The sequence below is a fragment of the Pseudoalteromonas sp. APC 3691 genome (assembly GCF_030408135.1).
Classification (GTDB): domain Bacteria; phylum Pseudomonadota; class Gammaproteobacteria; order Enterobacterales; family Alteromonadaceae; genus Pseudoalteromonas.
The window spans coordinates 17630-39788 of sequence record NZ_JASDCB010000005.1; the positions used below are offsets into that span (position 1 = coordinate 17630).

The window sequence follows — 22159 nt, forward strand, 5'->3', positions numbered from 1 at the left end:
AATTAAGGCGCCCAATATACTTCAATATTTATATTTGGGTGATTAAGCACAGCGCGAAGTGGCATGTCATTAACATCGCCGCCCGCTTTTGCTTGCTTATAAACAGCGAGTTTTTCTTCACCGCTAATTAAAAGCTTAACCACTTTAGACTGCGCAATGGCATTTAACGTAAGCGTCATTCGCTCAGTAATACTACCCGTCACATCACTTTGTATCGCATTAATTGCACATACTGTTTGCTCAGTTGTTAAACCGTGCTCTAAACCTTCTGCATTTGGGAATAACGATGCAGTGTGACCGTCTGGGCCCATGCCTAGAATAGTTACATCGTATGGCGCTTTTAAAGCACTGTAAGCGGCTTCACACACTTCACTGCCTTGCTGCGCGGTTGCAGCATCGTTTTTCATGGTTATAAAGTTTGCAGCACTGCCAAAATTTTGTAATAACGTGCTTTTAATAAAAGCTTCGTTACTTTTTTCATGGCTTGAGTCTACCCAGCGTTCATCAACCATAGCAACATCAACATGTTGCCAGTCTAAATCAAGCGTTGATAAATGCTTATACGCGGGTGCAGGAGAAGAGCCGCCTGATACCATGAGTACAGCACGGCCATCGTTTTTAATACCATCACGTAGTGATTGCTCAAGCGTTGCAGAAAGCTCAGCTGTTAACGCGTCTTTATCGTCAAAAAACTTTTCAACTAGTGTTGCCATGCTTATACCTTATCGCCTGTGTTAAACCACACGTGGCTTTTTTCTGCCAATAATTCATCAGCATCTTCAGGACCCCAGCTACCAGCTCGGTAAAGCGCAGGTTTGCCCTTGTCTTGCCATCTATCAATAATTGGATCAATCCATTTCCACGCTTGACGAACTTCATCACGGTGAATAAATAACGACGGGTTATCAGCAGCAGCATCAAGCATTAAACGCTTGTACGCATCTGAGTGGAAACCATTGCTGTAAGCTTGTGAAAGCTCAATATTCATTGTTACTGGCTCAAGTTGCATTTGAAGATTATCAAGGCGCTTAGACATAAGCGTTAGTTGAATTGTTTCCTCTGGCTGCAAACGAATAACAAGACGATTTGGCTCGATATTACCCACGTTATCTTCGTAGATATTGTGAGATACTTTTTTGTATTCAACCACAATTTCTGCACAGCGCTTAGCCATACGTTTACCCGTACGAAGGTAAAATGGAACACCTGCCCAGCGCCAGTTATCGATATGCGCGCGAATAGCTACAAACGTTTCTGTTTTACTAGAACCTTCATTTAGCTCTTCTAAGTAACCCGGTACAATTTTACCGTTTAAGTCACCTGGTACGTATTGACCACGAACAATATTTTCATCAACATCACCATCTACAAGCGGGCGAAGTGCTTCTAATACTTTTAGTTTTTCGTTACGAATGCTGTTAGCGTTAAGCTTATTAGGCGACTCCATTGCAACTAAGCAAAGTAGTTGTAATAAGTGGTTTTGAACCATGTCACGAAGTGCACCGGCTTTATCATAAAAACCAGCGCGGCTTTCAAGGCCAACCGTTTCTGATAAGCTAATTTGAATGTTATCGATAGATTTAGCATCCCACATATTTTCAAACAATGAGTTTGAAAAGCGCAGCGCCATTAAGTTTTGTACTGTTTCTTTACCTAAGTAATGGTCAATACGGAAAATTTGCTCTTCGTTAAAAAACTCTGCAATTTTTCCATTAATTGCTTCAGCAGAATCACCGCAATAACCAATTGGCTTTTCAACAACAACGCGTGATGTAGGTGTAATTAAACCTTTAGTCGATAATATTTCACAACACGTGCCGTAAACAGCAGGCGGAAGTGATAGGTAAAACACGCGAGACTTAGTGCTTTCGTGCTCATCTAAAATGCCTTTTAGCACATCCCAGTTGTCGTCTGCTTCTGTAACATTACTTACCACTGGCACTAAAAAAGTAGAAAACGCTTTCCAATCTTTAGCGTTAAACTCACCTTTGCTTAAAAATTCTTGTAATGCTTTATGCGCTGTTTCTATGTATTCAGCACGTTTCGATTCTTCGCGCACTGTTGGTAGGATACGTGAGCCTTCAGGTAAGTTACCTTCTTGATATGCTCTGTACATTGCAGGTAGCAATTTGCGTAACGCAAGATCACCACCGCCCCCAAAAATTATAATATCAAAAGGATTAAGCATAGTTACTCTCTACGTTGTGATACCCAGTACATTTTGTAAATGCGCGGGTATGCCTATTTATTGCTAGATTAGATGGCTTTTATAGCTGTATTTAAATAAAAGCCTGCTGAATTGTTCTGTATCGATGATTTATTATTATTGTTTATCATTGCGCTTATTAAATGAGCCTTAGGGGCCCTGTATCTCCTCTCACAAAAATACAGACCCTAAGCACTCCAGCGCTACCCGTTCAAAGGTACTCGGTTTACTTACTTGCGTAAGCGAATTTTTTACTGCGTACGGTTTTGTTTGTAGTATGCCATTAAGCCGTTTGTAGAACTATCATGAGCGTGTTTCACGCTTTCATCAGTGAGTTCACTCTCAATTTTAGATGCTAAACCTTTACCCAGCTCTACACCCCATTGGTCAAACGAACATATTTCTAAAATAATGCCTTGGCAAAATATCTTATGCTCATACAGTGCAATTAAACGGCCCACTGTTTTAGCATCTACTGTATCTAATAGCATAGACGTTGTAGGACGATTGCCTTGATGAATTTTATGATTTAATAACTCATCAATCTCTGCTTGCGATTTACCCTTAGCGGTTAAATCAGCTGTAACTTGCGCTGCATCTACACCACTCATCATCGCTTCTGTTTGTGCAAAGAAGTTCGATAATAAAATATCGTGATGCTTATCAACATTCACTTGTGGCTTAACTGATGCAATAAAATCTGCAGGTACAATTACATTACCTTGGTGTAAACACTGATAAAAGGCATGCTGACCATTAATACCCGTCATGCCCCAAATAATTGGAACAGTAGTATAAGGTACTGTTTCGCCTGCAAAGTTAACGTGTTTACCGTTACTTTCCATTTCGCCTTGCTGTAAATACGCAGGCAACATATGCAGTGCTTGATCGTACGGTAATATAGCTTGCGCTGTATAACCTAAAAAGCTCGTATTCCATACACTAAGCAATGCCATAATTAATGGTATATTTTGCTCAAACGGCGCTGATTTAAAGTGCTCGTCTATTTCAAACGCACCTTCTAAAATTGCTTCAAAGGCGTCGTAGCCTAAATATAAAGCAATTGGTAAGCCTATCGCACTCCAAAGTGAAAAGCGACCACCAACCCAATCCCACATAGTGAATACGTTTTCGTCGCTGATACCAAAGGCTGCCGTTTTTTCTAAATTTGTACTTACTGCAACAAAATGCTTTGCAATTGTACTTTCATCTTTTGTTGTTTGTAAAAACCAGTCAACCGCCGTCTTTGCGTTTGTCATGGTTTCTGACGTCGTAAATGTTTTTGACGAAATAACAAATAATGTTGTTTCAGGGTCAATGGCTTTCAATATAGATGAAATCTGCACACCGTCAGCATTAGATACGTAATGAACATTTAACGTATCATCAGCAAGTGCCTTTAATGCCTCGGTTGCCATTTGCGGGCCAAGGTTAGAACCACCTACACCAATACTTACAACATCTTTTACCGCTTTACCGGTATAACCTAGCCATTTACCACTACGCACTTTTTCAACAAACACTTTAATTTTAGCTAATTCGTTGTCTACAGCTTGTGTTACGTTTTCGCCATCAACAATTAATGGTGTGTGTGCGCGATTACGAAGGGCCGTGTGCAGTACTGAGCGATCTTCGGTGATATTTATTTTTTCACCGCTAAACATTTTATCACGCCACGATGCAATATCGCATTCTTTAGCAAGCGACATTAAATTAGCAAAAACATCGTTATCAATAAGTTGCTTAGAATAGTCGAATAATACGCCATGTACTTGAGTCGAAAACTTAGAAAAGCGCGTGTCATCTTGTGCAAATAACGTTTTTAGATGTGTTTGTTTCATCTTAGCTGCACTTTGTTCTAGTGCTTGCCAACTTGCTAGTTGCGTTCGGTTAGACATGTAAGTACCCTCTAATTTTTTCAATCAATTGATTTAAAAATGCTTTTTATAAAAGCAAAACTCTTAAAACTGCTTATTTATACTAAAATAAAGCGTCGATAGTATAACTAAAAATGCAAAAAAAGTGCTGTTTTTATAATTTTAGATGCCGATGATAACGCAATTTTTAGCTTTTGACACCGGTATCATAAAAATTTTATAAATTAATTTACCCTCAATTTTAAAGGCAACGGCATAGCTTAATCAATCAAAATGAAATATTCATGAATTTTCATAAGTACTACTAATTACTTTTTATACTCATTAACTAATTACTGTGCATGTTTACATTGCGTGCAATAAACCTTAAAAACAAAAAATCGGCTCTAAAGCCGATTTTGTATAAATTACAATCTTTGTTTAATTGCTAAGCGCCAACCCACCACTTAGGTTATAAACAGTTTTGTATCCTAGTTGCATTAAATTAGTTGCAGCAATTTTTGAGCGGTTACCACTACGGCATAATAAAATGTACTTGTTATTTTTGTTTAATTGGCCTTCAAATACCGCATTTGCCATTCTGCTAAGTGGTATATTTAATGTTTTTTCATCTAGCGTATTAAATAACTGAGCAACATTATTTGCTCCATGTTCATACGGTTCTCGGGTATCTATTAAATATACATCGCTGGTGTTTAACATCACTTTAGCGTCATCAAAATTTAATTGCTGTGTATCAACCTCAGGTAATGCATTTACATAACCACACAATTGCGTGTTATTTATTTGCTTTGAAGCGTCGTGCTGCTGTTTTTGTATTGCAAATTCATCAACTGAAATACTGCCGCTCACTAACGCATCAAGTAGTGGCGTTTGGTTTTGCTGTACAGCCCAGTTCATGGCAAAACATTGTTGGTAGTCGTGCCCTGAGCAAATAATGCTGGTGCTTTTAAGCTGCTTGCTCATTGCTAAAACAGATCGAGCCATTGCTTTTGCGTCGCCACCTATGAGCGATGTATTGCCAAGCCCAGCAGGCAATATTAAATCACCACAAAAGCAATAACGCGTTTCGCCATTACTGTTTTTTAATAAATAACTTACGCTATCTTTGCTGTGCCCAGGTGTAGCTACTTTTTCAAGTGCTTCATTTGCCAAATTAATACTTGCTGTATTTAGCGGCCAACCTAGCGAATCAACCTCACCTTTGACAACTCTTGAGGCAAGAACGCTGGTTAGTAAATTAGTCGCTGACTCTCGCTCTTGATGCAGGTGAGTATTAAGCACCGCTGATATAGTTAAGTTTTGTGTATTGGCTATTTTTTCAAAACGCGGAATAAGCTCAATAATCGGATCAATTATAACTGCGTGTTTATCATCGCTCACATAAAGCCAACTACATGCACCTTGGTGCCTAAATTGAGTAAGGCCCAGTGCGCATACTTCTTGTTGTGGTGTGGTGCTGTCTGACACGATTAAACAGTTTGCCTGTAATATTGCTTTTAGAGCGCGAATTCGTACACAAGCATCATCAATATCATGTTGTGTTGCAGCCGGTCCAAACGATAGCCTAATCGCGTTTTCGCTTTGCCACTTACTTGCACCCATTGCATCTAAAACAAAACTTGTTGATGCACCTGTACTACAAGCCGAGCCTCCACTTACGCGAATACCCGCAGCATCAAATAAATCAATCACCTCTTTACTCGTTAAGTCGTTAACAGCAAAGTTAAGTGTGGTAGGTACGCTATAAGCAAAATCATGGTTGAATGTAATATCGCCAAAGGTGTCTTTTATCGCGTTTTGTAACTGGCTTCGATAAGAGTTAAGTACACTAACTGATTTAAATGTTTCGTCTGATATATCAAGCAACATACTAAATAGCTTATTTAACCCTGCAATACCGGGTAGATTTTCGGTGCCTGAACGCATGCCACCTTCTTGACCACCACCCGCAATAAAAGGAGTATACGCACTGCCACTACGAATATATAAAAAGCCGATACCTTTAGGTGCATAAAGCTTATGCCCCGAAAAAGGTGCGTAATCTATTGTTGTATCACTAAGCGCGAGTGCTTGTTTACCGAGCGCTTGCACGCAATCCACCATCCACGATACATTTTTATTACGGCTACGAATCACCTGTTCAATAGCGGGTAAATCTTGATACACACCGGTTTCGTTATTAACGGCCATGGTGCAAATCATCAAAGCGTTATTAATATGCTCTGCTATAAAATCTAAATCTAAAATACCGTTACTATCAACCGGAATAGCAAGCACTTCAGCATTAACGTCAAGTACGTTATTCCAGTGCTTAAGTGTATTTGGTACCGCTTTATGCTCAGTAGCGCCATATAACAATACAGGGTTTTTAATCGGGTGTTTTTTAGCATCAATTAGCGTAGAAACTACCGCAGTTTGAATGCCTTCTGTTGCGCCAGAGGTAAATAAAATATCGCCATTACTTGCGCCAATAACCGTGTGGGCTTTTTGACGCGTTTGTTCTAATAAATGCTTGGCTTGAATACCTGTTATATGAGGACTAGAAGGATTACCAAAACATATTTGCATGGTATGAGAAACAACATCAGCAATACAAGGCAACACAGGGGTCGTTGCATTTGCATCAAGGTAAACTTGTTTTACTGGCTCATCGTGCAATAAAAACTCAGACATTAAAAAACGCACCTTATTACTAAAAAATATACCTTATTACCAATAGTACATAAATTTACAGGTAATGAGTAATAATCAATTAGCACTAGAGGTGCGTTTACTATGCTTTTTTAAACTAAAAGTCTGTTTGCTTAACTATTCACTGAGCTCTTTGCTGATCTCTTCGTGCGTTGACGACCAAGCTGTTATTAGCGCTTTTACTAATGAGGCCAACGGGATGGCAAAAAATACGCCCCAAAACCCCCATAAACCACCAAAAAATAATACCGCGACAATTATAAATACCGGATTTAAATCAACTGCCTCAGAAAACAACAGCGGTACAAGTACATTGCCATCAAGCGCTTGAATAATTCCATAAATAATTAAAATGGTCCAAAACTGCGTTTCTAATCCAAACTGAAACAGTGCAACTGCCGCTACCGGAATAGTGACGAGTGCCGCGCCAATAAATGGAATTAATACCGAAAAGCCAACAAGCACACCAAGTAAAGCTGCATAGCGCAAATCTAAAACAGTAAATGCAATGAAAGACACACCACCAACAATTAAAATTTCGAATACTTTACCGCGAATGTAATTCATAATTTGTTGGTTCATTTCGTTCCACACTTGTAAAATCAAGCGTCGTTGCTGCGGGATCAGTTTAGCTATACTCCCTGTCAGCTCCAGCTTATCTTTAAGCATAAAAAACACCAGTAACGGCACAAGTACCAAATATATAAGCCAAGCAACAACATCTTTTAAAGACGTAAGTGAAAACGATAATACCGCTTGACCAAACTCAATAATTTTAGCTTCTACGGTTGCAACAATAGCTTGTACTTGTTCTATATTAATTAAACTTGGGTATTGTTCAGGTAAAGCCATTAAATAAGACTTCCCCTGCTCTAGCATATGCGGTGTTTCTTGCACTAAGTTACTGGTTTGCTTCCAAAGCACTGGGCCAATAACTAAAATAAGAGTGAGCATAATGCTAATAAATATCAACATTACAATAATTGTTGCAGTAAAACGTTTTAAGCCAACACGCTCTAAATGAACAACCGGCCAATCTAGTAAATAAGCGATAACCAGTGCAACAAGCACAGGAACAATTAACGCGCCAAAAAAGTAAAGTAAGGCAACTGATACCAATAATAAAAATAATAAGGTAGACGAATGAGGATCAGAGAACTTCCTTTCGTACCATGTTTTTACGTATTCAAACATGTAATGGCTCCACTAATAACAACCCACGTTGTTTATCAAAATTGTAACTATAAGCATTTTTTTGCAAAAAACGTTCAATGTCGTTCGCACTTTCACCTTTATTAAGACTAAAAGTGATACGTTGCTTTGATGACTGCGCACTTCGAAGCGCAAGCTTGAACTGCACAAATTGCTGAGGACACTTAAACTCTTTTAAATCGCGCTCTACCATAACTACTTTATCCGTATAGTAAATGAATAATAAGTCGCATATTTACGGTCAATATACTTATATACGCAAACCGTTGTAACTTTTTGTTAAAACAATTCCTGCAATAGTTTATCCTTATAACATAACTAGCAGTAAGGATAAGTTAATGCCTGGCACGCATAATAAAGCGCAACTACCAAGTAATCCAACACTCAAAGAGATTAATTGGTTTAAAAAGCAGATTAATTGGGGCGAACTACCTCCTTTTTATCACCTTGTTGCCTCATCAATAAGCGAATCAGAAGGAATTTTAGATCATGGGTTCGACAATGCAGTTAAACAACTTTTAGATAAACGCAATTGGAACTTAGATTTATTAGAAGGCTATGAAGATAACTTAGGTGAAATACATACCAAACATAAGCCACGTATTGCGCTGCACCAAGTATTTACCGACAGAGGCTTTGAGCTATGGGCACAGCCTTATGCTAAAGATGTTATTGTTGATCAATACATAAAAAACAATCGCTTTATGGAGTTTAGAGTGTGGGACCCACATTCAATGAAAAACTTGATCAGAATAAGTCAGTTACATAAGTTTATTGGCTTTTATTTTGAACGGGGCGACAAAGCAGATAAAGCCATTATTTTACATGCACACAAAGTAGTACATAAAATTACTACTTTTTTGCAGCGAGAATTGAACGTTGTAAAGCTTGATGGAGTCACAATAAAAGAACTATACCAATTGTGCGAAAAAGACAGCCGTGCAAGCAGTGACGAAATAGACATAGCCAAAATTGCAATTGGCGAACAAATTAACAAGGAATAAAATGCAGCTAAAATCAGCATTTATCACTTTATGCAGTGCTGCGCTTACGTTTAGCTTATTAATAAGCGAACCTTTAAAAGCGCAAACGAACTTTACGCTTCCTGATTTAGGAACATCTGCATTACAAGCACTGCCACTCGAAAAAGAACAAGCCATTGGCGAAGTAATGATGATGCAAATACGAGGTTCATCGCCAGTTATAAACGACCCTGTGCTAGATGAATACCTCACCACTATTGGCCGTAAACTTGTTGCTAATGCTAACGATGTACGCTTTCCGTTTTCATTTTTTTGGATAAATAACTCAGAAATAAACGCATTTGCCTTTTACGGCGGCCATGTTGGAGTGCACACAGGATTAATAGCGCAAGCAGATAACGAGAGCCAGTTTGCTTCGGTACTTGGTCACGAAATTGCTCACGTAACACAGCGCCACTTAGCACGTAGGATACAGCAGCAACAAGATAACAGCGCACTGACCATTGCCGGTATGATTGCTGGTATATTAGCAACCGTTGTTGCACCCGACGCGGGTATTGCCATTATATCAGCAAGCCAAACACAATCTGCTTTTAGCCAATTAACACATAGCCGCTCAGCTGAGCAAGAAGCTGACCGCATAGGCATGCAAACACTTAATAATGCTGGTTTTGATGCACGTGCATCGAGTGAGTTTTTAACTAAACTTGCAGCGCAAATTCGCTATAAATACAAGCCACCTGCATTTTTGCTAACTCACCCATTGCCAGAGAGCCGAGTGTCAGACGTACGTTTGCGTGCAGAGCAATTTCCTGTGCGTCTTATGAATGCGAGCCTTGAATTTAATTTAGCAAAAAGTCGAGTGCTTGCCCGCTACGACAACAAACCAGAAAACGCAGAAGACTTATTTAAAAAACTACTGCGCGAAAACAACTATAACAATACCGCATTAAAGTATGGCTTAGCCATAAGCTTGCTTGATCAAAAAAAGCTTGATGAAGCAGCGCCAATATTAGACGAGCTTTTAAAAAACGATCCTAAAAACCTATTTTATATAGATACCCATACCGATTTACTTATCGCACAAGAAAAGGCAGATGAAGCCGTTAAGTTTTTAGCTGATTTAAATCAGTATCGCCCTAATAATCAGGTAATTACGCTTAACTATGCCAATGCAGCTCTCGAAGCTGAGCAATATGAGCTTGCTGAAAATATTTTAAAGAGTTTTTTACTCGAAAAGCCCGACCACAACTTAGGTAAACAACTCCTTGCTGATGCGTATAAAAAACAAGATAAATTAGCCTCTTATCACGAAGCGAACGCCGATGTATTAGCGCAATATGGCGCTTATTTAAAAGCCGCAGACGAAGTACAAAAAGCACTTAACTTTGTAGAGCCTACCCAACTTGTTAAGCAACAACGTTTAAAAGCACTACTTACCCAGTATCGACTTTTACAAAAAGAGCTTGCAAGACTTTAAGTCTGCAAGCGCTTACCCTAAAATAGACGCAATTCACACTTTGGAATCATTTTATGTCTGTTACCATTTACCACAACCCACGTTGTTCTAAATCACGCGAAACGCTAGCACTACTGCAAAGTAAAGTGATAGAGCCAAGTGTTGTAGAGTATTTAAAAAACCCTCTTACACACGAGCAAATTGCAACGCTTGTAATCCAACTTGGTTTTTCATCCGTACGTGAATTAATGCGCACAAAAGAAGATGACTACAAAGCGCTTAATTTAAAAGATGAAAGCAATGAATCAGCATTAATAGATGCCATGGTACAAAATCCAAAACTAATTGAGCGCCCTATTGTGGTTAATAACAATAAAGCCGCGATTGGTCGCCCACCAGAAAACGTACTAAGCGTTTTATAATGAGTGCAACCATAGTGGTGCTTTATCACTCAAGCCATGGCTCAGTTGAAGCAATGGCTAACGAAATAGCAGAGTCGATAGAGCAACAAGGTGCTAGCGCACTACTTCGCACCTTTGTGGCTAAAAATGCGCACGACATTGTGATCACCAAAGATGACTTAATAAACTGCGATGGTTTGGCATTTGGTACACCAACCCGATTTGGAATGATGGCCTCTCAAGCTAAAAGCTTTTGGGAAACCACCAGCGACTTGTGGCTAAAAGGCCAGTTAATAGATAAGCCAGCGTGTGTGTTTTCGTCATCAAGCAGTATGCATGGTGGTAATGAAGCAACCTTACTTAACTTATCTCTGCCACTATTACACCACGGTATGATGCTACTGGGCGTGCCGTACGATGTACCCGAACTACTTGCAACACAAACAGGTGGAACACCATACGGTGCAACACACGTTGCTGGCAGCGCTAATAGTGCACAACTTAGTAAAGACGAAATTAAAATATGCCAAAGCGTTGGTAAACGCCTTACTCACATTGCGAGAAAACTTAAATGAATACAGCTGACAACCCAGCTAAAAAGCCAATTACAGTAAAATTTCAGCGTGCCGCACTCTTTGGCTATGTAGGTTTACTTGTTCTTATTCCACTGTGGATGTATTTTGTACCACCTTTAAATGGTAATGCGAGTTTAGTGTCTTTATTTGTGCCTATTATTCCATTACTACTGCCGCTAAGAGGCATAATAAAAGACTATACTTACACTTATGCGTGGGCTAACTTTATTGTAATGCTGTATTTTATACACGGCTTAACCATGCTTTGGGCAGCTCCTGATGAGCTTATATGGGTATTGTTAGAGCTTGTGTTTGCCTCTTCAATGTTTATTGGCTGTACGTATTATGCAAGGCATCGCGGACAAGAACAGGGTTTAAAAATCCGTAAGCTTAAAGAAGAACTCGCTGAAGAAAAAGCAGCAAATGAGCACAATAAATAATATTTATTCATAAACGGTTATAAATACAAAAAACGCGCTTAAATTGCTTTAAGCGCGTTTTTTATTAACTTTTTAAAAGTGACTAAACCAAATCACTCAAGGCTGCTAGTACCACAATACTCGCCAACCCTATTTGAGCAATTAAGCTAATAAACGAAAAGCCCCTAAGCACAAATAAACCCCAAGGATGTTTAATATGTGGATATAACGCACAGCGTTTTAAAGTGGTCGCAAAGAAAAAACAAATCACTGCAACCATGGTTAAACCCAGCGTCAGCTCGCTTTTAATTGAGAGTGTTTCATCAAAAAAGAAGAACAACTGCAAAGGCAGCAATATAGTGACAATAGCGTGCAGCACATGTACTTTTTTAATACGATCAAACTGCCCTTCCGGCGAAAGCTCTTTAATACCAAAGTCACGCTCTAAGCATTTAACTAAGTTATTGGCTTTAATACTAACCGCCAAACGGTAACAACTTAAGCCTTCTTTATTGCGCGCTCTAAAGTTATAACCCGCTTTAATTAACAGCACCATTAACGATTCATTTTTAGCAAATACAGCGTAATGAAGCGCTGTATTACCTAAATTATCAACCGCTTTTTTATCTTGCTTTGCAAGTAGCGTTTCAACCACATTTACATAGCCTTTTTCGGCGGCCCACATGAAGGCTGTTTTATTGTTCTCGTCAGCAAGAACGCCTGTGGCGCCTTGTTCAATAAAACGCATGGCCATTGTTTGCTTGGCTGTTTTTTTACGTAAGTGCGTTAATAATGCTTTTTCTAGCAGTACAACAGAGTCAACATCAGGAGAAACCTGTGTAAGCAACGTAAAGTAGTCTTTACCCGCCGCTACTTTTTCGCTAGCAAGTTCAGAAAGAGTATCTAAATCAGCAATAGACTCTGGAATAAACGCACTTAAGCGCTCTCTAAAATCAACTTCTTTCCAAAGGGCTAATGTATCTTTTGCCGAAAGTTTACTTTTATTATTTAGCGCATGCTCAATTAACGTGAAATAGCGTTTACTAAAAAACAAATCGACTAAAGACAGTGGCGTATCTATGGTATTTTGCGCAGCCACACTTGCGTATTTTTCAAGGCGTTGGCACAACATAAGCACTAAGCTTTCAGGGGTGTATTCATTATCGTAGTAATGGCTTTTAACCGCACTAATATACGCTTGTGCGTCTTCGTCATATTCAGAGATATGTTGAAAGTAACATTCTTCAAATGGTTCTAGCGGGGTTAGCCATGCCAAATAATAAATAGGCGGTAACACGGTGGTGCATACACCATCGTCTTCATTTGTAGAACGACAAGCAGGCCAAGCTTCCAAAGCATCTAAAATAAAGGCACCGTTTTGTTCTACCAGTCCTTTAATAAGTAATGGGTATTCCTTTGGCCAAATCAGTACATTTTCCATTAAAACAACACAACTCCAGTGTGGCTTGGGGGTGGTAAGTTATATCAGTTTTTAGCTGACACCACGCTTAATCAAAGTGTCGATATTCTAGCACACCTTTGTTTTGCTGCTAGCGCAAAATTACGCAATAGCAACAATCCTTTACTTACAAATATAAAAACGGCCAAGTACATAAGTAATTGGCCGTTTTTGAGGTTGGAGTTGGGCTTAATCAGAGCCAGACAAATAGTCTATTTACTTTTTAACTCGCTAATAACTTGATCTAAACCCACTTCAGAAATACGTTGAATAATCTCTTTTTGCTTAGCACTTAATAGTGAAATGCCTTCGGCAACAATATCGTATACTTTCCACTCATCATTTTTACCTAAACGAAGCTTAAAACTTAAGTCGATTGTAGGCGCATTTGGCTCAATAATTTGTGTATTAACTGTTGCGTACTCAGAGTCACTTTTTGCGTTATTACGCTCAAATACTACTTTTTGACCTGTGTACTTCATTAGTGCACCAGCGTATGTGCCTGTTAAGTAATGCTCTACTGCATCTATAAATTGAACAGCCTGCTCGCGCTCAATGCCTTTAATGTGTTTACCTAATAATTTAAACGACACAAACTTAACATCAATATGCGGCATTAAACGTTTTTCAACAATGGCGGCCATCGCGTCTTTACTTGCTGTGCCTTTTGAATTTACTTGGCCAATGTCTGCAAATAGCTTATCGGCTACTGATTCAAGTAACTGATCTGGCGATTGCTGAGTTTGTGCAAATAACGAACTACTAAAAAAAGCAGTAGCTAAAACGAATAGTTTAAAGAGTTTCATAATTGTATATGTCTGTGTGATTAAGATGGCTTTAGTTTACGCGAACTATACGCAATAAAAAAGGCACAAATAAGCAACTTATTAATGCCCAAAACGCACCAATAAAATAACTAAAATAAATTCAAGCAGTTAGAAACCACCGTTAACAGCTCATATACAACCGGCATTTTGTCCTCATTGTAATTGTTAATAGGTCGCCCTTATCATATAGTTATCACTTGAATCAGACAAACATTTGGCACCTATGAAAACGTCACTTAAAACACTTATTATTTCTTTTGTATTAGTAGTTTCACTTTTTGGCAAACTTGCTTTTGCTCAATCGAACCACGGTTATGCCGTTGATTTTCTCAAAGGCGAAGGTAACGTAAACGGCGTTAAGCTTGCGTATCAGTATCATGCACCTAGCATGCAAAATATAATTGGTGATGCACGCTTTTACTTTGAAACCAGCGTAAATATGTGGGAATACCGCCACGGCGATGAAACACAATCAAACCTAGTACTTGCTATGTCACCTGTGCTGCAATTTCCTGCCTTTAGTTTTAACAACACCCCATTTTATGTAGAGGCAGGGATTGGTGTATCACTGATTGATGAAACGCAGTTTGCCGGTAAAAACATAAGTACTCACTACCAGTTTGAAGACCGCATAGGCCTTGTTGCCGACTTTGGTCATACTAACGTTGCCCTTAGAGTTATTCACTATTCAAACGCAGGCTTTAAAGAGCCAAACCCAGGGCTTAACTTTTTAACGCTTTCGGTAGCTAGACGTTTTTAAGGTTATTGATTGTGTTTAAAGTTATTGATTGCGTTTAAAATTATTGATTGTGTTTTGAGTAATTTAATTGCTGTTATAGCGTAAAACGGTCACACTTAAACGTACTAAATATTAAGTGATACTGCGATGCAAACTTGGCATATTGTAATTATTGTCGCCGTTGTTTTTGCTATTGTCATTGGTAATATTGCGCTGATTAGACTCTCTGCAAAAACGGAGTTTAAAAAGCCCAACGCCAATATTAAAAATACAACAGACACAAAAAAGCCCTGATTAATCAGGGCTTTTTAATACGTGCTAAACCTAGCCTACTAGCCAATGCGCCATCAGCGCAATAACAGGTAAAGTAATTAGCGTTCGCAAAATAAATATAATAAACAACTCTAAAATATTTACCGGTATTTTACTGCCAAGTAAAAGTGCACCCACCTCAGACATATAAATAAGCTGCGTTACGCTCATGGCTGCAATAATAAAGCGCGTTACATCACTTTCAATAGTACCTGCTGCTAATATTGACGGAATAAACATATCAGCAAAACCAACCATAATAGTTTGCGATGCTGCTGCCGCTTCGGGTACTTGCAATAGCTCTAAAAATGGCACAAACGGCATACCTAAATACTGAAATATAGGCGTATGCTCAGCAATGATCAGTGCAAATGTGCCTACCGCCATTACTACAGGTAACACACCAAACACCATATCAAGCGCATTATGTACGCCCTCTTTTATAGTGCCTTTAACACCCGTTGAGTTATCAGCTTTTGCTAATGCAACATCTAACGAATGCCCAAATAAAGTTTTATGACCCGGAATTGTTTCAGCGTCTCTATCTGGCTCAGTGCCATCAATGAGTAAGTCTTTTTTAAAGCGCAGTGGCGGTAATCGCGGCACAATAATAGCGGCAACAATACCGGCTAAACATACCGTTGCGTAAAACGGTGCAAATAGGTATTCAAGTTTAACTTGCCCAAGCACCACTAAACTAAATGTAATTGAAACCGCTGAAAACGTAGTACCAATAATAGCCGCTTCGCGTTGTGTATAATGCTTTTGATCGTACTGCCTTGCAGTCATCAAAATACCCACACTGCCATCACCTAACCACGATGCAGTACAGTCAACCGCACTTCTACCTGGTACACCAAATACAGGGCGCATTACTTTGGTCATTAACGTACCAGCAAGCTCTAATAGACCAAAGTTAATTAATAGCGGCAGTAATAAGCCCGCTAAAATAAATACCGAAAACAACACTGGCAATAAGTCATTTAATACCAGCGCGCCAGTATTGGCCGAGGTAATCATCTCGCTGCCTAAGCTTAAGTACGTCATTAAACCAAACGCCATACCAAATAAGCGCACCACCAGCCATGTCCAGCTCACATCAAATAAATGCTTTAACAAAGGTGAGTTACATATAGCGGCGGGTTTAAACACTTTAGTAATTACAGAAATAACCCCTGTAATACAAATAATGAGAGTAATAATTGCTTGAGCAGAGCCAAGCATCATTGCTTGAACCGCTTTTGCCATAACGGCAATAGGAATGGTCATCCCTTGCGAAGTACTAATGGGTGTCATAAATAAAAACACACCAATTAACGAAGGAACCAAAAAAGTAAACCAAGTGCGCCACGTATAGTGTGAACGTTCAGGTAGCTGAGACATATTGTTTAACCTATAAAAACCACAAAAAGAGCATAGCGCTCTTTTTATGGTAAAACTTATTATTATTTAAATTTTAATGCCGCGCTGAATGAGTGCTGCTTCTAATGCTTGTTGTAAACCATTCATAGTACCTGGCTCAAGCGTTTCGCCTTTATCATCCATCCACGTTAAGCTAGTACCGCCTTCTTTAGTTTTACTTACTAAAATTTGATATTGGCCTTCATCAATAGGTAGTTGAGCTACGTCATCACCCCAAATTGAATCCCAAACGCTTGTTTCTGGTTTAGTATAATCTGCAGTAATTAAGCCCGTATCTGGGTTAATTTCAACAATAGAGAACGACAAGCGCTCTAAAAAACCAGAGAAGCGGTCAAACACAGCTTCGTAAGATTGCTCAGTTACAAGTGCTGCATTACCTTTGTTATCAAAGCCCATTTCAAGAGAAATAATACCTTGGCGTTTACGCATATCAACTTCAAGTTGACGGTAACGGTAATCAAACTCGCTCACTACTTGGTTAAGCGCACGTACTTCTAACTGCTGCTTTAACAAATCAGTAAGTGTATGGTCGCCTTTAAAATCTATCAGCTCTACACGTAAAGACGCAGTACGCTGATGTGACTTTTCTTCAATAGTGAATCTAAACTTTTCTAAGTCATCGTTAACTTCATCGCCCCACCACCAAAAGCTTTCTTCTGTTTTGATGATTGAGTACCAATCAGTTTCAATAATACCAAGTAGTTTATCTTCTTTAGTAGTTGCCGCATTATTATCAGCTAGGACAGATTTAATCGTATCCCAAAGAAATTCATCTAAATCAGCAATGCCATCGTTTTTATCAAAATAAATACGCGCTTGTTTATCTGTCTCTTCTACCCAACTGCCTTTCGCAATTGTTAATACTTGTGCCGGTGGGCGGTAATTTGTAGCTTCAGGATTATTGTCGTATTGACCTACATCCATTTTATAAACTGGGTCTTGAGCTGGTTGAGATAACGACGCTGGTGCTTTTACAGGCTCATGCGTACGATAGTTACGCTCGTCATGTGCCTTATTAATAAATACACTACACCCTGATAAACTTACCAATACACTTACTGCAAGTGCTTTTGGGATCCAATACTGCACAGATATTTCTCCTTAGCATACCCTTTAATTGTTTTAACAAATATATGAGTGGGTAATACCGATTTGGTTCAGTGTAAAATCAATATTAACTTTACATTTATTATTTGGCTGCCTAAATGCAATAAAGTTCAGCACTTCAACTTAGTAAGCAACTAAGCGCAAATAAGCAAATTTTAGCTATGGTACTTTCCCGTGCCAGTAAAAACAAGAAACACCGCACTTTAAAAGCGCTTAATTAGCGTGTGCTGTAGTTTAGAGCCCTTTTTGTGTTAAACTTCGCCGCCGTGCAACTTCTCGTGTGTATTTTTGGTGTTGCCAACTCGGTTGATATAATCCAAGTAACAAGGTATTTGAACTCATGACTGCATTTTCAAATCATCAAATTGTTTTAACAGCGATTGGCGAAGACAGACCCGGTATTGTAAGTGAACTAACCCAACTGGTTAGCGATTGCCACTGCAACATTATTGACAGCCGTATTGCTATTTTAGGCTGCGAATTTACCTTCATAATGCTACTTAGCGGCGACATGTCGGCAATAAGCCGCATAGAGCACGTACTGCCCACTAAAGCCATGGAACTTGGCCTGCTAACCATGATGAAGCGTACAGCAAGTCATACTCCTAGCGAGTTTTGTGCAGGTTACACCCTAGAATACACAGGCATAGACACCCCTGGTACATTGAGCAAAGTAACGCGCTTTTTTGCCGACAATAATATTAGTATTTGCTCACTTAAGTCAGACACTTATTCTCAAGAAGACAACATTAAAATGCGTTGTGAACTTGAATTCAACATACCTGTTGATGTAGATATAGATCAATTTAAAATTAGTTTTGAGAGCCTTTCTCACACACTAAACGTAGATTATATTTTTAAACGAATTCGTTAAGGATGCTAAACATGAACACAATTAGTCCATTACAAGCTGGCGATACTGCACCCGCTTTTAGCCTACAAAACCAAAACGACGAAACAGTAACATTAAGCGAGCTGTTAAAAGAGCAACAAGTGCTTGTGTACTTTTACCCTAAAGCGTCAACGCCGGGTTGTACTGTACAAGCCGAAAACCTACGCGATGAGCAAGCACAGCTTGCTAAATTTAACACCCGCGTTGTAGGTATTAGCCCAGATCCAATTAAGCGCCTTAAAAACTTTGAAACTAAAAAAGAGCTTAACTTTGATTTATTAGCCGATGAAGACCACGCCATTGCAGAAGCATTTGGTGTATGGGGCTACAAAAAGTTTATGGGTAAAGAGTACGATGGTATTCACCGCCTGACATTTTTAGTAGGCCAAGACGGTAAAATAAAACACCTATTTGATAAGTTTAAAACTAAAGATCACCATCAAGTGGTTTTGGATTATCTTGCAGCAGAATAAGCTAGCGGCAGAGTAAGTTACTCGCTGCTAGAAAAATACAGAAAAGCGTTGCTCAAGGGCAACGCTTTTTTTATGCCTACACATTTGCCTATATAAAAACTTAAATAGTAATTGAGTAAATAATTTGTTAAAACTGCCAAAGCACTTATTATTAGCACCTTGCCAATTGGATATTTAAACCTTGAATAAAAGCCTAAAATTTAAACTTTATTTAACTGCCTTAATCATCTGTATTATAGGTTTTAATTTTTCAGAGCCAAGTATGCAATTTTACTCAAACCCGTTTTATATCGGTAGTTTCGTTTTTGCCATTGCGCTTATAATCTCTGCAATTAATTACGCCTGCCCTGCCTGTAAGAAAAACCAAGTAATGCACTCTATTTCTAGTTATAAGCTCCCAACTAACAATTGTTATAATTGCGGGAAAGAGATTGATGAGAAGAGTCATTAAATAGACGGAGTTATTACTGGAGAGTCTGGTATTCAGGGTTATATAAAATAATAATTTACCGCCTAAACCTTTAGTGTATAAAGGCAGTAAATTAACTTGCTGCTTGAAACGACTAAAATTTAAAACTAAAGACCGTCCCACGTAAGTTCTTTAATTGTTTGATACAATGAGATCAAGTGATGATTGGACATATCCATTAGTGGCTCATACATAAAAGAATTCATATGTATATTTTCTGGAGTCATTAGTACAACTTGGCTAAGCGTTTTTCTAATATTTTTAAAAGTCTCACCTTTATCAATATTTTCTTTCGATAAACGATCATATAGTTTAGCTGTTTGCATACCGTTAATTGGCGTAGTATCAATAATGTGATCTAACATAAATTCTTCAGCTTTTAATCTTATAGCTATTGATAAGGCAACTTTGTTTTCTAATCGAATTTCATCCACACTATCGATTAGAGTTTGAATAACTCTATCAGCAGTTGTATAAATAAAGTCAATAACAGGCATCGCTTTATCTATATTCTCTGAAAGCTGTAGCTCATTCATTGTATTGGATATCATGACTTCTAGGTCGCCAAGCTTAAATTCTTTTGTATTAGATTTTATATGAAGTAAAGACGTCAAATCTAAATAATCGTTGCATTTATTTCCGCTTCTATATTCGACCAAATTACGAACAAAAGGAATCATTGCAATAATAATTTGAGGTATTTCGCCAAAATGCTTTTTCCAGTAATCAAATGGTTCGGTAATAAAATTATCACCGCCACCTATTAAATTGACTGTATTATCATTTTTTTGAGCTATAAAAGAATGCTTTCTTTTACTCCCATTACCTAAGACTCTACTTTGGAATGTTCTATAAAAATCAAAATTATGTGTTAATACTAATAGATTAAAAAGGCTATTTTCAGATAGTTCTTTTAGATATTCGATGATTGCGTATTTATTTTTATAATCAAAGGAATCTGCAATATCATCTATTATAATTAAAGTATTTTGCTCTTTAGCTTCCCTAGCTTTGAATTCAAATATAACGTAAAGCAAATACATTGCTCGTCGCTCACCTACAGATAAAAAATTTAGTGAATTGAGCTGCCCTCGATCAAATTTAACTGGCTGATCACTACCTTTTTGAAAAGTGAATACTATATTTGGTGCAATAGTTCCAAGTATGGCATTAGATTGGTTTTCAATACTTATTGAAAAGTTAACATGAAACCTTTCTTTAAATACCTCTGTAGCCTCGTGCCAAAGAGTTTTCTCAATTTCAGCTTCAGCCTCTATTGCCGCCAACTCTGATTTACCTGCATCAAATAAGGCTAATAAATTATCGAAAAGTACTTTTTTTCAATATAGTATGAACACCAAATTATTTTTTTGAAATTTTGAATATCATTTAATTCAGTTGAAATCTCAGGGCAATCTTCTAGTAATTCTTGAAATGCCTTTACAGGAGCAACACCTTGAATAATTTTTTGTGATATAACTTTTAAATTACCATCACCTAAAATAGTTTCTTTTTCATGTTCGATTGCTACCTCTAATTCTGCAAGAGAATTTAGAGGCTCCCCATTTCCATTAAGCAACACTTTGTGTTCAGCTTCAAAGAATTTTTCTTTTTTCAATGAACTAATTATGGTGCTAGCTTTAACTGGATTAAAACCATTTTTCTTAAATATAGGTGATCTTTCGATCAAGTCGTTATATCTGTCTGTATAATCAGCAATACCTGATTTAATAGTCTCATCTGACAATAATTCTGTAACTTTTGGGTCAAATATCTTTGTATATGGCAGTTTCGAGTACGAGTCATTTCCTATATTAGCTAATTGGAGAAACCTTATAGATTCAAATAGGTCGGGGAGACCTAGGTCGCTTTTTATTGTACTTTCTAATTCTTCTTTTTTTACTTTTGATACTTTATTTAATTCAGTAATTAACCTTTTTTTCGCATCTAATATATCTTTATAGACTTTATCATAAACCGTTTTCATTTCTTGGTTCACTAATAAGGTTGATAAATTTTTCGAATCAAAACTAGGGCTAAATGGCTCAACTACCAATATATTTTCAGCATTAATATTCGTACCATCTGATTTTATCTCGAAGAAAGGAGTTTTTTCATAAACTAATTCTTCTGGTACTTTTCCTTCCGATATTTTTAAAAAAGTTTTTGCTAATGAGGTTTTCATCACTCCATTTGGTGCATATATCAGATTCGCATTTACACCTTCAAAGCTAAGTGTTTCGTTTAGTTGCTCTATTCCGTAACAATTTTCGAGATTTATAGATAGGGTTTTCATTTGCTTTCCTTAGCCTTAAATACAATAAATAATCATTTTCTAATAAATATATCAATATTTTGTAATTTTATACTGGTATTCACTTTAAAAGATCTCACTACTCAATTTAGTTGAGTCTCTAGATATTCGCTCAAGTAAATCTCAACCACAATAGATAGAAGAAGTTATTAATAAAATAATTGGGCTAAAGGTTATTACTTTGGGATAAAATTTACTGTGTCGGATGGCGCTTCGCTTATCCGACCTACGTTTTCAAATATATAATGCGGGGTTATTGGGTGTGGGTATTGGAGGTTCGTTGGAGCTCGTTGGGTTTCGCTGCGCTCTACCCAAACTT

General features: G+C 38.0%; 21 protein-coding genes. 9 read left to right on the forward strand and 12 right to left on the reverse strand.

Translation table 11 applies throughout. From position 1 onward, the window contains the following. Window positions 1-2 precede the first annotated feature (2 nt). The 6 genes from pgl to QL998_RS02730 form a co-directional block, all read right to left on the reverse strand. Window positions 3-713: a 6-phosphogluconolactonase gene (pgl, locus tag QL998_RS02705; protein WP_290192107.1), complete on the reverse strand. Its 711-nt coding sequence runs from the start codon at window positions 711-713 to the stop codon at window positions 3-5. 2 nt (window positions 714-715) lie between these two features. After that, window positions 716-2188: a glucose-6-phosphate dehydrogenase gene (gene zwf, locus QL998_RS02710; protein WP_197153092.1), complete on the reverse strand. Its 1473-nt coding sequence runs from the start codon at window positions 2186-2188 to the stop codon at window positions 716-718. Between the two features lie 269 nt (window positions 2189-2457). Beyond that, window positions 2458-4104 carry a glucose-6-phosphate isomerase gene (gene pgi / locus QL998_RS02715; RefSeq protein ID WP_290192108.1) on the reverse strand — a complete coding sequence of 549 codons (1647 nt, stop codon included), beginning with the start codon at window positions 4102-4104 and terminating at the stop codon, window positions 2458-2460. A 399-nt stretch (window positions 4105-4503) separates the two neighbouring features. Then, on the reverse strand, window positions 4504-6759 hold the full coding sequence (locus tag QL998_RS02720) for an aminotransferase class V-fold PLP-dependent enzyme (RefSeq protein ID WP_290192109.1): 2256 nt from the start codon (window positions 6757-6759) through the stop codon (window positions 4504-4506). A 135-nt stretch (window positions 6760-6894) separates the two neighbouring features. Further along, a complete protein-coding gene (locus QL998_RS02725) occupies window positions 6895-7971 on the reverse strand; it encodes an AI-2E family transporter (RefSeq protein WP_024606584.1) in 1077 nt (358 codons plus the stop codon). Beyond that, window positions 7964-8182: a sulfurtransferase TusA family protein gene (locus tag QL998_RS02730; protein WP_002961455.1), complete on the reverse strand. Its 219-nt coding sequence runs from the start codon at window positions 8180-8182 to the stop codon at window positions 7964-7966. Before QL998_RS02730 ends, QL998_RS02725 begins: the two co-directional genes overlap by 8 nt. A 145-nt stretch (window positions 8183-8327) precedes the next feature. Between QL998_RS02730 and QL998_RS02735 the strand changes: the two genes are divergently transcribed. Genes QL998_RS02735 through QL998_RS02755 form a run of 5 tightly spaced genes read left to right on the forward strand, consistent with a single transcriptional unit; the run spans window position 8328 to window position 11847 of the window. Further along, window positions 8328-8993 carry a hypothetical protein gene (locus QL998_RS02735; RefSeq protein WP_290192110.1) on the forward strand — a complete coding sequence of 222 codons (666 nt, stop codon included), beginning with the start codon at window positions 8328-8330 and terminating at the stop codon, window positions 8991-8993. 1 nt (window position 8994) lies between these two features. After that, window positions 8995-10452 carry a M48 family metalloprotease gene (locus QL998_RS02740; protein ID WP_290192111.1) on the forward strand — a complete coding sequence of 486 codons (1458 nt, stop codon included), beginning with the start codon at window positions 8995-8997 and terminating at the stop codon, window positions 10450-10452. Between the two features lie 53 nt (window positions 10453-10505). Next, a complete protein-coding gene (gene arsC, locus QL998_RS02745; protein WP_182196880.1) occupies window positions 10506-10853 on the forward strand; it encodes an arsenate reductase (glutaredoxin) in 348 nt (115 codons plus the stop codon). Continuing rightward, window positions 10853-11407 (forward strand): NAD(P)H:quinone oxidoreductase, encoded by a 555-nt coding sequence (gene wrbA, locus QL998_RS02750; protein WP_182196879.1) that lies wholly within the window; start codon window positions 10853-10855, stop codon window positions 11405-11407. Before arsC ends, wrbA begins: the two co-directional genes overlap by 1 nt. Next, entirely contained in the window at window positions 11404-11847 is a 444-nt protein-coding gene (locus QL998_RS02755; RefSeq protein ID WP_002961460.1) for a DUF2069 domain-containing protein, read from the forward strand. The genes wrbA and QL998_RS02755 overlap by 4 nt, the downstream gene beginning before the upstream one ends. Window positions 11848-11929: 82 nt before the next feature. Here the strand turns inward: QL998_RS02755 and QL998_RS02760 are convergent, their stop codons facing one another. Both QL998_RS02760 and QL998_RS02765 read right to left on the reverse strand, forming a co-directional pair. Then, on the reverse strand, window positions 11930-13267 hold the full coding sequence (locus QL998_RS02760) for an ankyrin repeat domain-containing protein (RefSeq protein WP_182194280.1): 1338 nt from the start codon (window positions 13265-13267) through the stop codon (window positions 11930-11932). Between the two features lie 230 nt (window positions 13268-13497). Continuing rightward, complete coding sequence (locus QL998_RS02765; protein ID WP_101163304.1) at window positions 13498-14091, reverse strand: ABC transporter substrate-binding protein; 594 nt, start codon at window positions 14089-14091, stop codon at window positions 13498-13500. Window positions 14092-14335: 244 nt separating this feature from the next. On the opposite strand from QL998_RS02765, the gene QL998_RS02770 reads away from it, so the two are divergent. Beyond that, the gene (locus QL998_RS02770) at window positions 14336-14872 is read left to right on the forward strand and encodes an acyloxyacyl hydrolase (protein ID WP_101163303.1); all 537 of its coding nucleotides are present in this window, start codon (window positions 14336-14338) and stop codon (window positions 14870-14872) included. Window positions 14873-14998: 126 nt separating this feature from the next. Continuing rightward, window positions 14999-15145, forward strand: coding sequence for a DUF2897 family protein (locus tag QL998_RS02775; protein ID WP_007583912.1), 147 nt, complete (start codon window positions 14999-15001; stop codon window positions 15143-15145). Window positions 15146-15175: 30 nt separating this feature from the next. Here the strand turns inward: QL998_RS02775 and QL998_RS02780 are convergent, their stop codons facing one another. Together QL998_RS02780 and bamC are read right to left on the reverse strand one after the other, a co-directional pair. Further along, a complete protein-coding gene (locus QL998_RS02780; protein WP_138489349.1) occupies window positions 15176-16546 on the reverse strand; it encodes a YjiH family protein in 1371 nt (456 codons plus the stop codon). A 66-nt stretch (window positions 16547-16612) separates the two neighbouring features. After that, entirely contained in the window at window positions 16613-17674 is a 1062-nt protein-coding gene (gene bamC / locus QL998_RS02785) for an outer membrane protein assembly factor BamC (protein WP_182194271.1), read from the reverse strand. A 358-nt stretch (window positions 17675-18032) separates the two neighbouring features. On the opposite strand from bamC, the gene QL998_RS02790 reads away from it, so the two are divergent. Then, window positions 18033-18566: an ACT domain-containing protein gene (locus tag QL998_RS02790; RefSeq protein WP_007583906.1), complete on the forward strand. Its 534-nt coding sequence runs from the start codon at window positions 18033-18035 to the stop codon at window positions 18564-18566. Window positions 18567-18577: 11 nt separating this feature from the next. Then, complete coding sequence (gene bcp / locus QL998_RS02795; protein ID WP_002963124.1) at window positions 18578-19057, forward strand: thioredoxin-dependent thiol peroxidase; 480 nt, start codon at window positions 18578-18580, stop codon at window positions 19055-19057. Between the two features lie 576 nt (window positions 19058-19633). Here bcp and QL998_RS02800 read toward each other — a convergent pair. Together QL998_RS02800 and QL998_RS02805 are read right to left on the reverse strand one after the other, a co-directional pair. Next, window positions 19634-20812 carry an AAA family ATPase gene (locus tag QL998_RS02800; protein ID WP_290192112.1) on the reverse strand — a complete coding sequence of 393 codons (1179 nt, stop codon included), beginning with the start codon at window positions 20810-20812 and terminating at the stop codon, window positions 19634-19636. A 26-nt stretch (window positions 20813-20838) separates the two neighbouring features. After that, window positions 20839-21822: a hypothetical protein gene (locus QL998_RS02805; RefSeq protein ID WP_290192113.1), complete on the reverse strand. Its 984-nt coding sequence runs from the start codon at window positions 21820-21822 to the stop codon at window positions 20839-20841. Window positions 21823-22159: the final 337 nt, after the last annotated feature.

Bases quoted from the DNA above. Each gene is read 5' to 3' on its own strand.
- pgi (WP_290192108.1), bottom strand. From the start codon at position 4,104: ATGTCTAACCGAACGCAACTAGCAAGTTGGCAAGCACTAGAACAAAGT.
- QL998_RS02730 (WP_002961455.1), bottom strand. From the start codon at position 8,182: ATGGTAGAGCGCGATTTAAAAGAGTTTAAGTGTCCTCAGCAATTTGTG.
- QL998_RS02770 (WP_101163303.1), top strand. From the start codon at position 14,336: ATGAAAACGTCACTTAAAACACTTATTATTTCTTTTGTATTAGTAGTT.
- zwf (WP_197153092.1), bottom strand. From the start codon at position 2,188: ATGCTTAATCCTTTTGATATTATAATTTTTGGGGGCGGTGGTGATCTT.
- arsC (WP_182196880.1), top strand. From the start codon at position 10,506: ATGTCTGTTACCATTTACCACAACCCACGTTGTTCTAAATCACGCGAA.
- QL998_RS02725 (WP_024606584.1), bottom strand. From the start codon at position 7,971: ATGTTTGAATACGTAAAAACATGGTACGAAAGGAAGTTCTCTGATCCT.
- QL998_RS02765 (WP_101163304.1), bottom strand. From the start codon at position 14,091: ATGAAACTCTTTAAACTATTCGTTTTAGCTACTGCTTTTTTTAGTAGT.
- bcp (WP_002963124.1), top strand. From the start codon at position 18,578: ATGAACACAATTAGTCCATTACAAGCTGGCGATACTGCACCCGCTTTT.
- QL998_RS02735 (WP_290192110.1), top strand. From the start codon at position 8,328: ATGCCTGGCACGCATAATAAAGCGCAACTACCAAGTAATCCAACACTC.
- QL998_RS02740 (WP_290192111.1), top strand. From the start codon at position 8,995: ATGCAGCTAAAATCAGCATTTATCACTTTATGCAGTGCTGCGCTTACG.
- QL998_RS02755 (WP_002961460.1), top strand. From the start codon at position 11,404: ATGAATACAGCTGACAACCCAGCTAAAAAGCCAATTACAGTAAAATTT.
- QL998_RS02780 (WP_138489349.1), bottom strand. From the start codon at position 16,546: ATGTCTCAGCTACCTGAACGTTCACACTATACGTGGCGCACTTGGTTT.
- QL998_RS02760 (WP_182194280.1), bottom strand. From the start codon at position 13,267: ATGGAAAATGTACTGATTTGGCCAAAGGAATACCCATTACTTATTAAA.
- wrbA (WP_182196879.1), top strand. From the start codon at position 10,853: ATGAGTGCAACCATAGTGGTGCTTTATCACTCAAGCCATGGCTCAGTT.
- QL998_RS02720 (WP_290192109.1), bottom strand. From the start codon at position 6,759: ATGTCTGAGTTTTTATTGCACGATGAGCCAGTAAAACAAGTTTACCTT.
- QL998_RS02790 (WP_007583906.1), top strand. From the start codon at position 18,033: ATGACTGCATTTTCAAATCATCAAATTGTTTTAACAGCGATTGGCGAA.
- QL998_RS02805 (WP_290192113.1), bottom strand. From the start codon at position 21,822: ATGAAAACCCTATCTATAAATCTCGAAAATTGTTACGGAATAGAGCAA.
- QL998_RS02775 (WP_007583912.1), top strand. From the start codon at position 14,999: ATGCAAACTTGGCATATTGTAATTATTGTCGCCGTTGTTTTTGCTATT.
- pgl (WP_290192107.1), bottom strand. From the start codon at position 713: ATGGCAACACTAGTTGAAAAGTTTTTTGACGATAAAGACGCGTTAACA.